This is a genomic window from Alteromonas naphthalenivorans (assembly GCF_000213655.1).
GTDB lineage: Bacteria > Pseudomonadota > Gammaproteobacteria > Enterobacterales > Alteromonadaceae > Alteromonas > Alteromonas naphthalenivorans.
Genome location: NC_015554.1, coordinates 2,681,921 through 2,696,178, shown reverse-complemented (window position 1 = coordinate 2,696,178; position 14,258 = coordinate 2,681,921). Strand labels below are relative to the sequence as shown.

Sequence of the window (14,258 nt, the reverse complement as noted above, 5' to 3'; positions counted from 1 at the left end):
GGTATTGGAGCTCGTGCACACCCAGGTCTAGTCAATTAAGGGGTTTCCACATAAGGAATAAAGCGCCCTAAAATAATAACGCTAGTCCACAAGAATAGTGATATCCAAGCTACCACCTGCGCATTTTTATCTAGTTGCGCCGGGGTATTCAACGCACGCGCAGATATCGGCATAGTGGCCATTTGCGGTTTGACTCGTATTACAAAATACAGTGTGTTGAGCCCCGCCAGTATTATGCATCCCATTTTGACCCAAAACGCAATATTCACAAGGTACCTATCGGCATCGCCCACAACAAAGAGCAAGCCTGAAATCACATTGATGGCGAAACCAATTAACGCCCAACGTAAGAATACGTCAACCTGCTTGATGGGCACAGCCTTAGCAAAGCCTACCATTCTTAAATCAACCACAAGCAGCGAGCCAAAAAGCAGACTCAGCCCTAGAAAATGTGCCATTTCTAATGTTGGAAATACGACGGCATTGTCCATCACAAAGCTGTTGATAGGGCTAGCATTAAGGGTATCGATAACCCACGAAAGTAACGAATTCATAGGTAACCTCCTTAAGACATGTAGCCAATTAATCGGCCAGCAATAATTGCGGCCACCCAACTGACCATGGCAATGGCAGCAAGTTTTTTATGCTTAGCCGACACGCTGTCAGTTTGTTTAATACAAATAATGACTAACCGCCATGTCAGCACAAGGCCTGCAACAACCAAAAGAATTTTAATCCGAAATGCCCAATTAAAATAAAGCTCTGATGCATTTCCACAAAATAGCGCCACACCGGAAACGAAATTAATGCCAAACCCAATTAAGGCAATATTCCAATAACTTGCCATTGCAGTAACCGGAATAACTGAAGCGAAGCCAAGCACCCGAAGGGTTAGCATTAATGCTATGCCCACCATAGTAGCCATCCCTATTGCATGTAACGACAGCACGATAGGGTAGCCCCATTCGGTAGTTGATATGGTTTGACCTACTTTTGAGTCTTCAAGTTTGTACAGCGAGCTCATAACAGATTGACTGTTTGCACTGCTGTTTTTTAAATTGTCATTTCCTGTATTTTTGTTGTCGAGTGTTGTGGCGCTAATATCAAGATTACCTGAGCCTCGTTCGGCAGTGAGGTCGTCACAGTCATAAGGTTGATAGCTGTCTTTTGTGAGAGTTACTTCATCAGACCCCGTCATTGGCGCTTTAAGGTAAAGCGGATCGGTCAGGGTATATTCACGTTTTAACACCGTGCCGTCTTCGTTTAATGAAAAGCGCTCAACAACAACCAACGCAGTGCTATTTTTGGCCGGTGACGGTGGCCCGCCATTGCCTCTTGGGCCTGCTGGAGGACCTTTTTTACCATCAGGTGCGCCTTCAGGGCGTGGAGGACGATTGTTGCCTTGAGGGCTTCCCCCCATAGGCGCCATTATCCAACCCTCATTAAACCCAGTGGTGGTAACGACTAAGGTATTTCCTTCCCATACACCGGTTGAAAATCCTGCACGATTGGGCTCATAGTCTTCGGGCATCTTAGTACCATCTAAATAAATGGTACGTGTCAGACTCATAAATCCGTAAGTCAGGTTTATCTGAGTGCTAGACTGTTCAATTTTATTAACCATAAGATCGAACCACCAATCCATGATGATATTAGTCGGTTCACATTGGTATCTAGGGTTTTCATCTTGAGTAGCCCCTTCTACCGCCAAAGCACCTGCATCAGTTAACTGTGCAAAAGCGCCGCCACCGCCAGGTCTGCTACCTTCTTTGCGCACCATTGCCCAATTTCCTGCTAGATTTGGTCTTCCATCAGCGCGAATAGTTTCGCGTTCAACGGTAACGTCACTGTCAACAGCTGATGCGGTACTTGCGCCGTTAACAAGGCTCCCGTTGTCATCAAACACACTATTTCGGTTAGCGGTTACGCCATTTTCGAAAGTAATTTGCTGCATATAACATGTAGTGGGGTCGTTTCTATCGGGAGAGCCTAAAATGGTAATAGCACTGCCTGCTTTGAATTGCTCTGTGTTCCATCCTCTACGTTTGAGTAACGAGCCTGACTGTAGCTCACAACGCATATTTGTTACGCTGCCATCTTCGTTCGTAACATCGAAATACACATAGGCATGCGGGTTTACTAACCGTACTCGAGTAATCTCGCCAGACAACTCAATCGTTTTATTCGTTTCAAATTGACCGCTACTTCCATGATGGGCGAAGGCCACATTCGGTAAAATAAGCGCTACAAGTACACATAGGCATCGTAGATTCCACATTGGTGTTGATTCCTTCCCACTTAAAAAAAGTAAATAATGCGAGCCGTTCCTCGCCTACTGAGTATCAATGAAAAAAGCAGTGATGCTAGTAATGTAAAGATCATAAAGTAAACTCGCAACGCTCGCCATTGACGAAATGTAAAGACTGGTTAAATACTTTCAAAAGCTCGGCCTTAAAGCGGTTGCTGTCATCACAAATGGTTTATCAGCCATTGTGATTGACTATTATCTTCATTTTCAAAATTCTGTTTATACCTGTATCCCATTTATCTCTTGTCCTTAAAAAACTATATTCCCTCGCATCGGGGAAACCTATACCATTTTTTAAGGAGTGCTTTATATGGCTATAGCCACAGTAAACTATCATGTGAAAAGTAACGAAGTTCAGGCATTTCATTTCGATGTTAATGGCGTTGTTGGGAATTTGATTTCACCTAAATTAATTTCAGTCAAAGTGCCGGTTACTGATATACGAAAAAAAAACTATTCAGTGAATTTCAATAAAGATGGGATCACTTTTATAAACGCACCAACAAAGGTACATGGGTTCGATGAGTCTGAAGCGTGGGCGAGTGACTATGAAAGTGAGCTTACTGCCATTCTGCAGCAACAGATAAAAGCAAAAGAAGTCATTGTATTCGACCACACAGTACGAATCGACGACCCAAATGCAACACGAAGACCTGCCCGCAACGTTCACAATGACTATAGTGAAGCTGGAGTAGAAAAGCGTTTGTTGGATATTTTAGGTGCCCAAAAAGCGCAAGAGTTTCAGCAAGGGCATTTTGGGTTTGTTAATGTATGGCGCCCAGTGGAATACACGATACCTTCATCCCCTTTAGGGTTTATCTGCCCACGCTCGATGCAAGAAGATGATTGGATGAACATCGAATTGGAATACCCCGATCGCAAAGGTCAAATATTAGGGGTAGCGGAAAATGAAACCCACGAATGGTTCTATCAATCTGATATGACGCCCGAAGAAGCGATTATATTTAATATTTACGATAACCGTGGAAGGCCACATTTGGCGCATAGCGCACTCGATATGGAAGGCGATACTGCTGTGACGAAACCACGAAAGAGTATTGAAACGAGAACCCTTGTTCGGTATTAGTCTTTTAACATGGTACAGAGCGCACTTCAGAAATTGTGGGTGGTATATAAATAGAGGTGAATACCTTTTTAAGGGTTGAGGTATTTATCTAACACTTTAAGCAGCTTTTCTTTTCTTATTGGCTTGCTAACATGGTCGTTCATGCCTGCATGTAGACAGGCGTCTATATCTTGCTGCATAGCATTTGCTGTTAACGCAATAATAGGTAAGGTGCCGTTCATTTGATGGCGTATTACCCGAGTGGCTTCGTACCCATCCATTTCTGGCATTTGAATATCCATCAAAATAATATCAAATGATTGTTGAGATAACGTGTAAATAGCGTCGTTTCCGTTAGCAGCACGAATTATTTGTAGATTTGTGGCGTTTAGCATTGCCATTATAACTTCAACGTTTATGTCATTGTCTTCGGCCAATAGCACGCGTGTTTTTTGGAACTGGGTAATGAGTTGTTCGGCTTCTTGGTTCTGAATGTATTCTTCACCTATTGAATGACAAAATTCCAAAGTAAAGTAAAAGCGTGAACCTTGTCCAATGGCGCTAACAACGTGAAGTTTAGAGCTCATTTGCTCTAATAATTTATTGCAAATATTTAAGCCTAGGCCTGAGCCTCCATACTTTCGTGCCGTTGAGCTTTCAGCTTGAATGAAGGGTTGAAACAAGTTTTCTTGTTGAGACTCACTAATACCGATGCCGTTGTCCTGAACCCATACGTCGAACAAGCAGTGGGTGTTGTCTTTCTGTTTAACCTTAATACCTATTTCTATATCCCCAGCACTTGAAAATTTAATGGCGTTGCTAATCAAGTTAGCAAGTACTTGTTTAAGCCTAAGTTCGTCAAAAATCATCTCTTTAGGAAGCTCTTTATCGATATTTAGCTTAATCGTTAATCCCTTGTTGCTTGCTTGCGCGTGGAATATATCAAGTAGCTTTCTTATGCTTTGACGTAAGTTATACGGTCCGTAATCTAGCGCTAGCTTACCCGCTTCAATTTTAGAGAAGTCCAGTAAGTCATTAATAAGTTGCAGAAGCATTTCAGATGAATTGACAATTTGGCTGGTGAGCTTTTTAGTTTGTTTATCTTCTAGTTTGTCAGTCAGTACTTGCCCAAAACCAATGATAGCGTTCAAAGGGGTTCTAATTTCGTGGCTTATGTTAGAAATGAACTCTGTTTTAAGCCTGCTGTGAAGTTCGGCTTTTTCCTTCGCTGATATATAAAGTGCATTGGTCTTGCGTGCTTTTTTAAGCAAAATTAAAATAATAACCAAGGTGACAAGGGTTAATGCAATAAAAATCACGAGCCAGCGGGTGAAGAGCTTTTGCGTTTGCTGAGCAGCTTCCCTAGCGTCAAGCAGTTCAGAAATAGCGCGGTTTTCTTTTTCTAATAGTGTGGTTTTTTCTTTTTGCTGCTCTATTTCGTAAACTAAATTTGCGCTCTCTAATAGCTCTAAATCTTCATACTTCTTAGCTTCAAGGTATTCGTTATGGTAAACCTCGTATTCCTTGTACGCCGTTTCAAAGTTACCTTCTTGCGCACTAATTTGTGAAGCGAGCTTTTCAAGTTCTGCCCGCCATGTTGTCTTTTCACCCACGCGGTAGTCGTCATAGGTGCTGCGAGATTTATCAAGCGCGACTCTCGCCTCGCTCAAACGTCCCCGTTCCATCAATGCCTTCGCTTTTAATCTATAAATTTCGCTATCGTAAAAAGAGGTGGTAAGTGGGTGAGAAGTGACTGTTTCAGCAAGCTTCAACGCTTCTTCAATGTCGTCAGTTCGAAAATAAGTAGACGCCATTCCATATAAGGCGATGTATTCTGCGTAATTAATGTCTATCTTTCTGTCAGATTCAATGGTTTGCTTAAAGTAGGTAATCGCTTTATCGAAGTTGCCCATATTTCTAAATAAAATGCCAATGGCGTACAGGTTGTCACTAACAAGCGGCCATTCATTGAGGGCTTTCGACCCAGCTAACGACTTCTCATAATACTCAAAGGCAATATCAAAAGACTTTACCGAGTGATAATAATCAGCAGCCATATAGTGATACAGGGCCGTGGCATAAGTGAGGTTATTTTCATGAACCAGTTCGTTAAGGGTATTTAATAAGTTAGCGCTTGATGCGAAAACTTGCCCTTCATTGTAGGAAAGGATGAGATACGCAATTGCTATAGCCTTAACAGAAGAACTGGCAGCAGGAGATTGTATGACTTCACCGAACAACTGATATGACCGGTCATAATTAGCATTGATGCCTACCATTCTCGCCAGCCCCAATTTAATGATTAAACCATCTTCCGTTTCAGTGACTAAAGATTCTAGAATAGTCATCACATCATCAGGGGCGGTGTGATGTAATTTGAGCTTAAGTTGAATGTAGCTAACGGCTATTTTAGTTTTTTCAAACGAGGTGAAGTCAGGGGTGAGTAATCGTGTTTCCAGCGTCGATATCACTTCGCCAATGGGCATGGGGCTTTCAGTTTTAACCCGTGAATTCAACGACTCAAGTTCAGTCAATACATTCGCATACGCCACTATTTTTCTGCTGCTTTTTATTAACGGCTGGGTGCAAGGTATGGGGTGGCCCGCCTGTGGCCGTACTATCGTACATTGGTACTCGGGGAATGAACGAGGACAAGTTGTTTCGGTTTGGAATATTGCTCATAACGTTGGCGGCGGACTCATTGGCCCTTTATTTATCTTGGGAATGGCGTGGTTTAATGATTGGCATAGCGCTTTTTATGTACCCGCAGCTTTCGCTGCATTAATCGCCGGTTTTGTATTTTTAACCTTACGAGATACACCGCAAAGTTGTGGTTTGCCGCCTATTGAGGAACATCGTAATGACTATCCCATCGATTATGAAGAAAAGCATGAGCAAGAACTCAGTGCTAAAGAAATATTTGTTACCTACGTATTGAACAACAAACTCCTGTGGTTTATCGCTATTGCCAATGCGTTTGTGTATCTCATTCGATATGGCGTTTTAGATTGGGCGCCGACGTACTTGTCAGAGGTAAAAGACTTCTCCTTCGAGCATAGTTCTTGGGCGTACTTGTTGTATGAGTGGGCGGGCATTCCAGGTACGCTGTTATGCGGTTACATTAGCGACAAATGGTTTAAAAGCCGTCGTTCACCAGCTGCTATTTTGTACATGGTGCTCGTATTAGTCGCCGTTCTTGTATATTGGTTTAACCCTGCTGGAAACCCTTCCATAGATATGGCTGCGCTAATGGCTATCGGCTTTTTAATCTATGGACCTGTTATGTTGATAGGTTTATACGCGCTAGAATTGGTGCCAAAGAAAGCCGCTGGCACGGCAGCCGGGTTAACAGGACTGTTTGGGTATCTTGGTGGTGCCGTTATCGCCAATATTGCTTTAGGTTTTACCGTCGATTACTTCGGTTGGAATGGCGGGTTCATACTTCTCACAGGTGGGTGTATTTGTGCCATTGTGCTAATCGGATTTACGGTTAAACATGAAATTGCGCATTTAAAAAGTAAAGAGGCGTCTGCAGCTAGCTAAATGATGACGTTTATTTAACGCTAGAACGTCAAGATAGACTGGGTAATGGATAGCCCGGTCTTTTCTTACATTTTGTTAAGTGACTGCTAGGCTCAAGCTAATAAGTTTGACTTAAATGCTCTACGCGTCGCTGAAGCATTTCTTTGTAATCTTGCCGGGCATCGGCCATGAAGGTGATGTACATACCGCATAGCACTTGTGCTCTGTATCTGTCTAAATCAATATAGCTATTAACCCAATCTTGTCGGGCCAAGCGTTGGCAGCCAAACACCTGTATAGCCAGAATTTCGGTGTTGATATTACCTAACAAATAGCCATCTTCACGGCCTTTTTGGCACACTTGTGAGCAGATGTCTAAGGATGTCTGAAAAATACCTCCGGGTAGTTTTTGATCAAATATTTTCGTGTTTTCCCCAGCTACAAAGGCCGCTTTATACAACCCCTCATTTGCCCTAAAAAGCGAGATAAGTTTGTCGATAAAAGCTTCGCTTGCGGTGATAGGATCAGATAATACGAGGTCTGCAAGCGCCTTTTCTACTCGCTCAATCATTTCAATAACGAGTCTTTCAAAAATATCCGCTTTTTTACCAAACAAATTATGAATGGTGGGCACGGTCACGTCGGCAGCAAGGGCTAACTTACTCATGGTAAGCGCATCTACGCCTTGGGTGGCAATAATATCTCCAGCGCGCTCTAGAATAATATGTTTGCGTTTATTGACGTTGGCAGCTCTAGTGCTGCTGCCTCGTGCTAACCCTTTTTGTGTCATCGTTATTTTTCTGCCTAGGTGACTTGCTTTATATATACGTTGTTACTGATAGCTCAGCATTAAGACACAGTTTATCATTTTTATTTTTGTTGACCACAGATTTTATTGATCGTAAAGTTTTATCACTAATAAAAACTGTGAGATCAAAAATGACACCCATAAAACACCCTGTAGATATTAGTGAATCAATTGAAGCCTGCGCGGCGCATTACGGTAAAGATGCTAACGCGATGAAAAGCTACTTGTTGGAAGGTCAGCGTAAAGCGCTTGCCATGGATAACCGCGGCCCGCTCAAGTTTGAAACAGATGGTTCTCTTGCCACCCACATTAAAGATGCTTACTCAAAATATGGCTTTTATATATTTGAGGGATTAATCTCTGATAAAGAACTCGCCGATTTAGAGCAAGACATCGAACTGCTAAAAACTCAATTTCCATTAAAAAATGGCGAAAAATTAAATGCCCAAGGAGAAAAAGCACTCGCCATTGATGCTTTAGGGCCTAGATTAATTTGGTCAAAACCACTTGGTGATCCTTTAGGCGGAACCCCTATCGCAAATGGCCGTCATCAGGTGAAATTATTTGAGCCCAGCGCCGCGAAAGATGCTCCAGAGGAAGCGGTATTTGTGCTACTCGGTTCACTTGAATATTCTGACGCTTGCTTACGTGCTTATGCACACCCGGAATTGTTAAAAGTAGCCGAATCTATTAATGGTAAAGACTTTGCGCCTTTTCATGAATGCTTGTTTATCAAAGAGCCCGGGTTAGGCGCTGCGGTATCTTGGCATCAAGACGGTGATACTCACTGGAATAGCCCAGACTTCGATGAAGGCATTCATGGTTTTAATTTTATGGCACAGGTTTACGGAAGTACCGCAGTAAACGGGGTGTGGGTAGTACCTGGTACGCATAAACAGGGCAAGCTTGATATTAAAGAAATGGTGGCGCAGGCGGGTAGCGAACGGTTAACTGAAGCGGTCCCTCTTATTTGTAATGCCGGCGATGTAGTTATTTGTAACCGTCAAATTGTACATGGCTCTTTTGCCAATACAGGCTTTGAGCCTAGAGTTACAGTGAACTTTGGATTCCATCGCCGGAGTTCGGTGTTGAATGTCAGTGGAGCCGGTATTCATTGTGCTCCGCAAGAATTCGACGACGAACATATTGCAAAGCGAACGGCGGTATTAGGTTATGCCATTGATGCTCGTATGAAAAAGTATCCAGAAGAGACACCTTATGTTTATGCATTATTTGCAAATTCCGATACCCAGTTTGAATACAACAATGATACAAAGGAAGCACTAAAAGACTACAACCTTTTAGATCTTAGTATTTAGCACAGCAGTAGGTTAATCATGAGCAAAACAGCGACAGCAAACAAAGCGAATATCGTCATATTGGGCGCTGGGAGCATTGGATGTTATTTAGGAGGTTGTTTGCTGTCTATTGGCGCGAATGTCACCTTAATTGGCCGTGCAAGACTTAAAGATCAAATTGCGAATAGCGGCTTAACGTTAACCGATTGGCGGGGTAGGAATACAAAGCTTAAACCGGCCGACGTTAACTTTACTGAAAATGCCGAGGTCATGGCGGGCGCTGATTATATTTTAGTGTGCGTAAAAAGCGGTGATACCCAAGAGGCCGCGTCGCTTATTGCGCAATATGAAAATAGTGACTCGTTGAAGGATAATCCTGTTGTCATCAGCTTTCAAAACGGGGTAAGAAACGGTCAAGTGCTATCAGAATGCTTACCGAATCATACCGTCATGAAAGGCATGGTTCCATTTAACGTGCTGGGGCAGGGCGACGGGCATTTTCATTGTGGCACAGAAGGGAATTTGTGTATTGAAGACACAACAGGGAAATCGGGAGATCTCGTCGGCCTGTTTGCCATGGCCGACTTGCCTGTTCAGGTGTACAAGGATTTATCTAGTGTGCAGTGGGGTAAACTGCTCATGAATTTAAATAACGCCGTTAATGCACTTTCTGGCAGGCCATTGCTTGAGCAATTGCACGAAAACGAATACCGAAAAGTAATGGCGGTTGTGCTAAAAGAAGCATTAGTCGCAATGAAAGCTGCCGGTATTGAGCCGGCTAAAACAGGTAAGGTCGTCCCTAAGCTTATGCCTTACATTATGTCTTTACCTAATTTTCTATTTAAAAAGGTGGCTGCAGCTACGTTAAAAATTGACCCTCAGGCACGCTCATCTATGTATGAGGATTTAGCGCTGAATAGAAAAACAGAAGTCGATTACCTAAATGGCGAAATTGTTGCTTTAGGTGAAGCGCATCAAGTGAGTACCCCCGCCAATACCGCAATAGTAAAACTCATTAAAGCGGCCGAAAACGCAAGCGACGGGTCGCCGAGGTTGAGCGCTGCCACTTTACAACAAGCGATAGCTGCTACCTAGCCCTAGCCTATCGCTTTTAATCGTCTTGAAGGTCTTTAATATCGTCAATAATATTGTTGAGCTTTTTCAGCAGATGTGACTTCTGTTTTGCGGTCATTGTTTTTACCAACTTATCGGCCAGCGATAAATATGCTTCTCGATTAGCTTGTCTGCGTGCTAGGTACTCTTCGGTGCGGTAGTCATCAGGGTGAGTAAGTAGGTGGGTTAGCTTTTGTTGAAACGCTTCTGTGTTTTGTCTGCTTGCAAACAATCGGCGCGCTTCATTCTGCATGGCTATTCGGTATTCAAGCCAGTTTCCACGGGTACGGGCGAAGTGAGGTGCAGCGTTCGCTATCTTCGTTTTTTGCTCGTCAGTTAAGTCACCTACACTGTCTTCAAAACCTTCTTCGAAATTCTCAATTAACTTTTCAAGCCTTTCACTTTCAGACATTGAGTCGTACTCATCAAGCTCTTCTTGCTCTTCGTCATTTTCTTTTTGGATGGCAGCAAACAAATAAATAACTTGGTCGTCACTTAAGCGGGAAGCGAGTTCTGCTAACTCAGGCGCTATTTTTGAGCGTAACGTCATTACGTGTTCATTAGCCTGATTTAGATGATTGGCAATAACAGCTTTGTTTAACTTATCTTGTTTGATATCTTCGGTTATCTGCTCTAGTTGGGCCAAATATAAAGCCAATTGTTCTTCTCTGTGCCAATCAATCCACCCTTCAAGCTTAATATCGAAAATAGCTTCTTGTGAATCGTTAAGCTCTACATAATCGTCCATGTACCAATAAATAAGCCAATCGAGGTTATTGTATGCAAGCTTAGACGAGCACCCTGTCAGTACTAAGAAGCCAAGAACAAGCCATAACTTTTTCATCTTTAAATCCGTTGTAGATGTAGCTATTAGCTACTGATATATAAATTAATTACTGAGCACTAATAGTTCTTAGTAATTTAGCCGCCTTTTGGATTTCGAAATCGATAAATCGCTGCTGAATTTCTATGGCAGCGCCACACATGAATATAGCTATGCGTCGATGTCCGCTAACACATCTTCAAGTTCGGCAAGGCTGTAGTTTGAATAATCAAGAGCTTGCATTAAATACTTCCATGTGGCTTTTATATTATTGAAGATGACATTCATTGACGTGTTAATAATACGGAATATTAGCCGCTAACACTACAGTATTCACCATATCTACCTGAATAGATGAGGAAAAAACATGGCAATACATGAAAAGCTTAACTACGTTGAGTTCGGTACATTCGATATCAGTAGTACTAAGCGCTTTTTCGAAACTGTATTTGGTTGGGCGTTTACCGATTACGGCCCCGAATACACGGCATTTTCTAATCAAGGATTAGACGGGGGCTTTTTTAAAGCTAAGCATGCTGGCATTACAGAAAATGGCGGTGCGTTATTAGTTTTTTACAGTGCTGATATTAGACAAACCTTAAGCAAGGTAGAAGACGCTGGTGGCAATGTGAACAAGCCTATCTTTGAATTTCCAGGCGGTTGTCGATTTCACTTTATAGAACCTGGGGGCAATGAATTCGCGGTTTGGTCTGAAAAGGAATAGAGGTCTGAAAAGGAATAGTGGCCTGAAAAGGAGCAGTGCCCTGAAAAGTAATAGAAGCCTGCGCATGTTCAGGCTGGCCCAGAGATGATCTGTATAAAAGAGCCCTTTATAAAAAAGCGCTGTATAAAAAAGCCCAGCTTAGAAAAAGCTGGGCTCTGTCGCTTATTTTTAGCGGTGTTTACGCTATTATTTATTAAGCCTTACCAAGAACTATACGCAGCATTCTTCTAAGCGGCTCGGCAGCACCCCATAGCAGTTGATCGCCCACGGTGAAGGCTGAAATATATTCAGGCCCCATGGTCAATTTACGAATTCGACCTACAGGAATAGACAATGTGCCTGTCACTTTCGCTGGCGTGAGTTCTTGCATGGTGGCATCACGGTCATTTGGTACCACTTTCACCCACTCGTTATGCTGGGCAAGAATTTGCTCAATTTCTTCAACTGGCAAGTCTTGTTTTAACTTGATGGTGATAGCTTGACTGTGACAACGCATCGCGCCTACGCGTACACAAATTCCGTCAATAGGAATAGGCTGTTCAGTTAAACCCATAATCTTATTGGCTTCAGCTTGGGCTTTCCATTCTTCACGGCTTTGCCCAGATGGCAACTGCGAATCAATGTAAGGAATTAAGCTTCCTGCTAGCGGCACGCCAAATTGCTCAGAAGGGTAATCATCGCTTCTGATAAACTCAGCGACTTGCTTATCGATATCTAAAATAGCAGACGCTGGATTGTCTAAATTTGCTTGTACATTAGTGTGAATGGCACCCATTTGGCTAATAAGTTCGCGCATATGCTTAGCGCCAGAACCTGAGGCAGCTTGGTATGTCATGGGTGAAGCCCACTCAACCAAGTCCTTTTCGAATAAGCCACCTAGTGCCAACAACATTAACGATACCGTGCAGTTTCCACCTACGAAAGTGCGAATGCCGCTTTCAACGCCAGCGTCAATTTCTTTGCGGTTTACAGGATCTAAAACAATGACCGCATCGTCTTTCATGCGCAGCGCTGACGCTGCGTCTATCCAGTATCCATTCCAGCCGCTGTCGCGCAGTGAAGAATACACTTCTTTGGTGTAATCACCGCCTTGGCAGGTAATGATAATATCTTGCTTCGCAAGCGCTTGAATATCGAATGCGTCTTCTAGTACGCCAGCGTTAGCACCTGCAAAATCTGGCGCCGGAAGGCCTTTTTGCGACGTAGTAAAAAATGTGGGTTCAATGTGCGCGAAATCTCGCTCTTCTTGCATGCGCTGCATTAACACTGAGCCAACCATACCGCGCCAGCCCACTAAACCTACTTTTTGTTGTGACATTAACTTGAGAACCCTATAAAACTAAACTGTGTATTTATGTTGAACCAGCGGTGATATCACTCTGGCAACCCTATACCTGTCGCATATTCATTATTATGCCTGCAGTCTATAAACAATTTAAAACGCTGGCTAGCGGGTTTTTAGAAATATTACGTTATAGATATAAGTGAATCACATTTGGCGAGGGCATTATCAATCTTTTGTTGAAACTAATTCTTAAAATGCATAATTATCATTCATGTTAGAGAAAGGTAGTCTTGATTCAACAGTTTTTCAGGCTTTAGCAGTCTAAATGAGTACCGAGTCAAACGCGCTCTACTTTACGAAATTTAAAAGGAAATAAACGGATGAAAACCATATTAGTAACAGGCGCGACCGACGGCATTGGTCTTGAAACCGTAAAATTGTTAGCTCACGAAGGGCACAATTTGATCATTCACGGAAGAAGTGCTGATAAGTTAAAGCGTGTAGAGCAAATGTTAGGTGCCGATTACCCTGCAATAAAGGTGACAGGGTTCGTGGAAGATTTAAGCGACTTTCAAGCAGTTGATAAATTTGCAACTGATGTGGCAGGCGCTTTTTCAGCCATTGACGTTATCATCAATAATGCGGGTGTGTTTCATTCTCCCGACATTGAGACAAGCGCAGGACTAGACGTACGCTTCATGGTAAATACGATAGCGCCGTTCATCATTACTAAACGTTTGTTGCCACTTATGCCAAGTGATGGCCGTGTAGTTAACGTGTCATCTGCGGCTCAAGCCCCCGTTAACTTTGATCTGCTAAGCCAAGGCCCTTCTATGAGTGACGGCATGGCATACGCACAAAGCAAGCTTGCTATAACCATGTGGACACGCTTTTTTGCCGAAAAATACGCAGCAACAGGGCCATTGTTCGTGTCTGTTAATCCTAAATCTTTGTTAGGCAGTAAAATGGTGAAAGAAGCTTATGGTGTAGCCGGAGGTGATTTAGCAATAGGTGCGAAGATATTTGTGGAAGCAGCTCTTAGTGATAGGTTTGCAAACGTAAAAGGTGAATATTTTGACAACGACAACAATCAGTTTGCGCCTGCACATCCATTTGGTGAAAACTCAGCAAATAGAGAGCAATTGGTTAATGCAATTGAATCTATTGTTGCCTGTCACCTAAGTTAATTATTTTCAAACATTAGCATCTTCATGTAGAACACATCAGAGCCTTTGGTGTGTTTTGCCTATTCGGCACTATTTCATTTTTTCAATCTCGCCCTTGTACTAATTTTAATCCTTATCATTGCTT

Annotated in this window: 12 protein-coding genes; 6 read left to right on the top strand and 6 right to left on the bottom strand. The window is 42.8% G+C overall.

The annotated features are described in order from the left end of the window. Positions 1 to 35 precede the first annotated feature (35 nt). Both AMBT_RS11795 and AMBT_RS11790 read right to left on the bottom strand, forming a co-directional pair. Complete coding sequence (locus tag AMBT_RS11795) at positions 36 to 554, bottom strand: DUF6644 family protein (RefSeq protein ID WP_013784854.1); 519 nt, start codon at positions 552 to 554, stop codon at positions 36 to 38. 11 nt (positions 555 to 565) lie between these two features. Next, positions 566 to 2,278, bottom strand: coding sequence for a DUF6152 family protein (locus tag AMBT_RS11790; protein ID WP_013784853.1), 1,713 nt, complete (start codon positions 2,276 to 2,278; stop codon positions 566 to 568). Between the two features lie 340 nt (positions 2,279 to 2,618). On the opposite strand from AMBT_RS11790, the gene AMBT_RS11785 reads away from it, so the two are divergent. Beyond that, positions 2,619 to 3,395 (top strand): CmcJ/NvfI family oxidoreductase, encoded by a 777-nt coding sequence (locus tag AMBT_RS11785; protein WP_013784852.1) that lies wholly within the window; start codon positions 2,619 to 2,621, stop codon positions 3,393 to 3,395. 68 nt (positions 3,396 to 3,463) lie between these two features. On the opposite strand, the gene AMBT_RS11780 is transcribed toward AMBT_RS11785, so the two are convergent. After that, positions 3,464 to 5,860, bottom strand: coding sequence for a hybrid sensor histidine kinase/response regulator (locus AMBT_RS11780; RefSeq protein WP_013784851.1), 2,397 nt, complete (start codon positions 5,858 to 5,860; stop codon positions 3,464 to 3,466). Between AMBT_RS11780 and AMBT_RS11775 the strand changes: the two genes are divergently transcribed. Beyond that, positions 5,859 to 6,917 carry an MFS transporter gene (locus AMBT_RS11775; protein ID WP_013784850.1) on the top strand — a complete coding sequence of 353 codons (1,059 nt, stop codon included), beginning with the start codon at positions 5,859 to 5,861 and terminating at the stop codon, positions 6,915 to 6,917. The two genes, AMBT_RS11780 and AMBT_RS11775, sit on opposite strands and share 2 nt — an antisense overlap. Before the next feature lie 97 nt (positions 6,918 to 7,014). On the opposite strand, the gene AMBT_RS11770 is transcribed toward AMBT_RS11775, so the two are convergent. After that, positions 7,015 to 7,686, bottom strand: a complete 672-nt coding sequence (locus AMBT_RS11770) for a TetR/AcrR family transcriptional regulator (protein ID WP_013784849.1) — start codon at positions 7,684 to 7,686, stop codon at positions 7,015 to 7,017. A 149-nt stretch (positions 7,687 to 7,835) separates the two neighbouring features. On the opposite strand from AMBT_RS11770, the gene AMBT_RS11765 reads away from it, so the two are divergent. Together AMBT_RS11765 and AMBT_RS11760 are read left to right on the top strand one after the other, a co-directional pair. Further along, positions 7,836 to 9,023: a phytanoyl-CoA dioxygenase family protein gene (locus AMBT_RS11765; protein WP_041452959.1), complete on the top strand. Its 1,188-nt coding sequence runs from the start codon at positions 7,836 to 7,838 to the stop codon at positions 9,021 to 9,023. Positions 9,024 to 9,041: 18 nt separating this feature from the next. Beyond that, a complete protein-coding gene (locus tag AMBT_RS11760) occupies positions 9,042 to 10,097 on the top strand; it encodes a 2-dehydropantoate 2-reductase (protein WP_013784847.1) in 1,056 nt (351 codons plus the stop codon). 16 nt (positions 10,098 to 10,113) lie between these two features. Here AMBT_RS11760 and AMBT_RS11755 read toward each other — a convergent pair whose 3' ends face one another. Further along, positions 10,114 to 10,959: a DUF6279 family lipoprotein gene (locus tag AMBT_RS11755; protein ID WP_013784846.1), complete on the bottom strand. Its 846-nt coding sequence runs from the start codon at positions 10,957 to 10,959 to the stop codon at positions 10,114 to 10,116. Between the two features lie 346 nt (positions 10,960 to 11,305). Between AMBT_RS11755 and AMBT_RS11750 the strand changes: the two genes are divergently transcribed. Continuing rightward, positions 11,306 to 11,662, top strand: coding sequence for a VOC family protein (locus AMBT_RS11750; RefSeq protein ID WP_013784845.1), 357 nt, complete (start codon positions 11,306 to 11,308; stop codon positions 11,660 to 11,662). A gap of 193 nt (positions 11,663 to 11,855) precedes the next feature. Here the strand turns inward: AMBT_RS11750 and asd are convergent, their stop codons facing one another. Next, the gene (gene asd / locus AMBT_RS11745) at positions 11,856 to 12,980 is read right to left on the bottom strand and encodes an aspartate-semialdehyde dehydrogenase (RefSeq protein ID WP_013784844.1); all 1,125 of its coding nucleotides are present in this window, start codon (positions 12,978 to 12,980) and stop codon (positions 11,856 to 11,858) included. 347 nt (positions 12,981 to 13,327) lie between these two features. Here asd and AMBT_RS11740 point away from each other — a divergent pair, with 347 nt between their 5' ends. Further along, on the top strand, positions 13,328 to 14,134 hold the full coding sequence (locus AMBT_RS11740) for an SDR family NAD(P)-dependent oxidoreductase (RefSeq protein ID WP_013784843.1): 807 nt from the start codon (positions 13,328 to 13,330) through the stop codon (positions 14,132 to 14,134). The last annotated feature ends 124 nt before the right edge of the window (positions 14,135 to 14,258 follow it).

Excerpts from the sequence above, each read along its gene's own strand:
- AMBT_RS11755 (WP_013784846.1), bottom strand. The coding sequence starts at position 10,959 with ATGAAAAAGTTATGGCTTGTTCTTGGCTTCTTAGTACTGACAGGGTGC.
- AMBT_RS11765 (WP_041452959.1), top strand. The coding sequence starts at position 7,836 with ATGACACCCATAAAACACCCTGTAGATATTAGTGAATCAATTGAAGCC.
- AMBT_RS11750 (WP_013784845.1), top strand. The coding sequence starts at position 11,306 with ATGGCAATACATGAAAAGCTTAACTACGTTGAGTTCGGTACATTCGAT.
- AMBT_RS11770 (WP_013784849.1), bottom strand. The coding sequence starts at position 7,686 with ATGACACAAAAAGGGTTAGCACGAGGCAGCAGCACTAGAGCTGCCAAC.
- AMBT_RS11790 (WP_013784853.1), bottom strand. The coding sequence starts at position 2,278 with ATGTGGAATCTACGATGCCTATGTGTACTTGTAGCGCTTATTTTACCG.
- AMBT_RS11775 (WP_013784850.1), top strand. The coding sequence starts at position 5,859 with ATGGGGCTTTCAGTTTTAACCCGTGAATTCAACGACTCAAGTTCAGTC.
- asd (WP_013784844.1), bottom strand. The coding sequence starts at position 12,980 with ATGTCACAACAAAAAGTAGGTTTAGTGGGCTGGCGCGGTATGGTTGGC.
- AMBT_RS11785 (WP_013784852.1), top strand. The coding sequence starts at position 2,619 with ATGGCTATAGCCACAGTAAACTATCATGTGAAAAGTAACGAAGTTCAG.
- AMBT_RS11740 (WP_013784843.1), top strand. The coding sequence starts at position 13,328 with ATGAAAACCATATTAGTAACAGGCGCGACCGACGGCATTGGTCTTGAA.
- AMBT_RS11760 (WP_013784847.1), top strand. The coding sequence starts at position 9,042 with ATGAGCAAAACAGCGACAGCAAACAAAGCGAATATCGTCATATTGGGC.
- AMBT_RS11780 (WP_013784851.1), bottom strand. The coding sequence starts at position 5,860 with ATGCCCATTGGCGAAGTGATATCGACGCTGGAAACACGATTACTCACC.
- AMBT_RS11795 (WP_013784854.1), bottom strand. The coding sequence starts at position 554 with ATGAATTCGTTACTTTCGTGGGTTATCGATACCCTTAATGCTAGCCCT.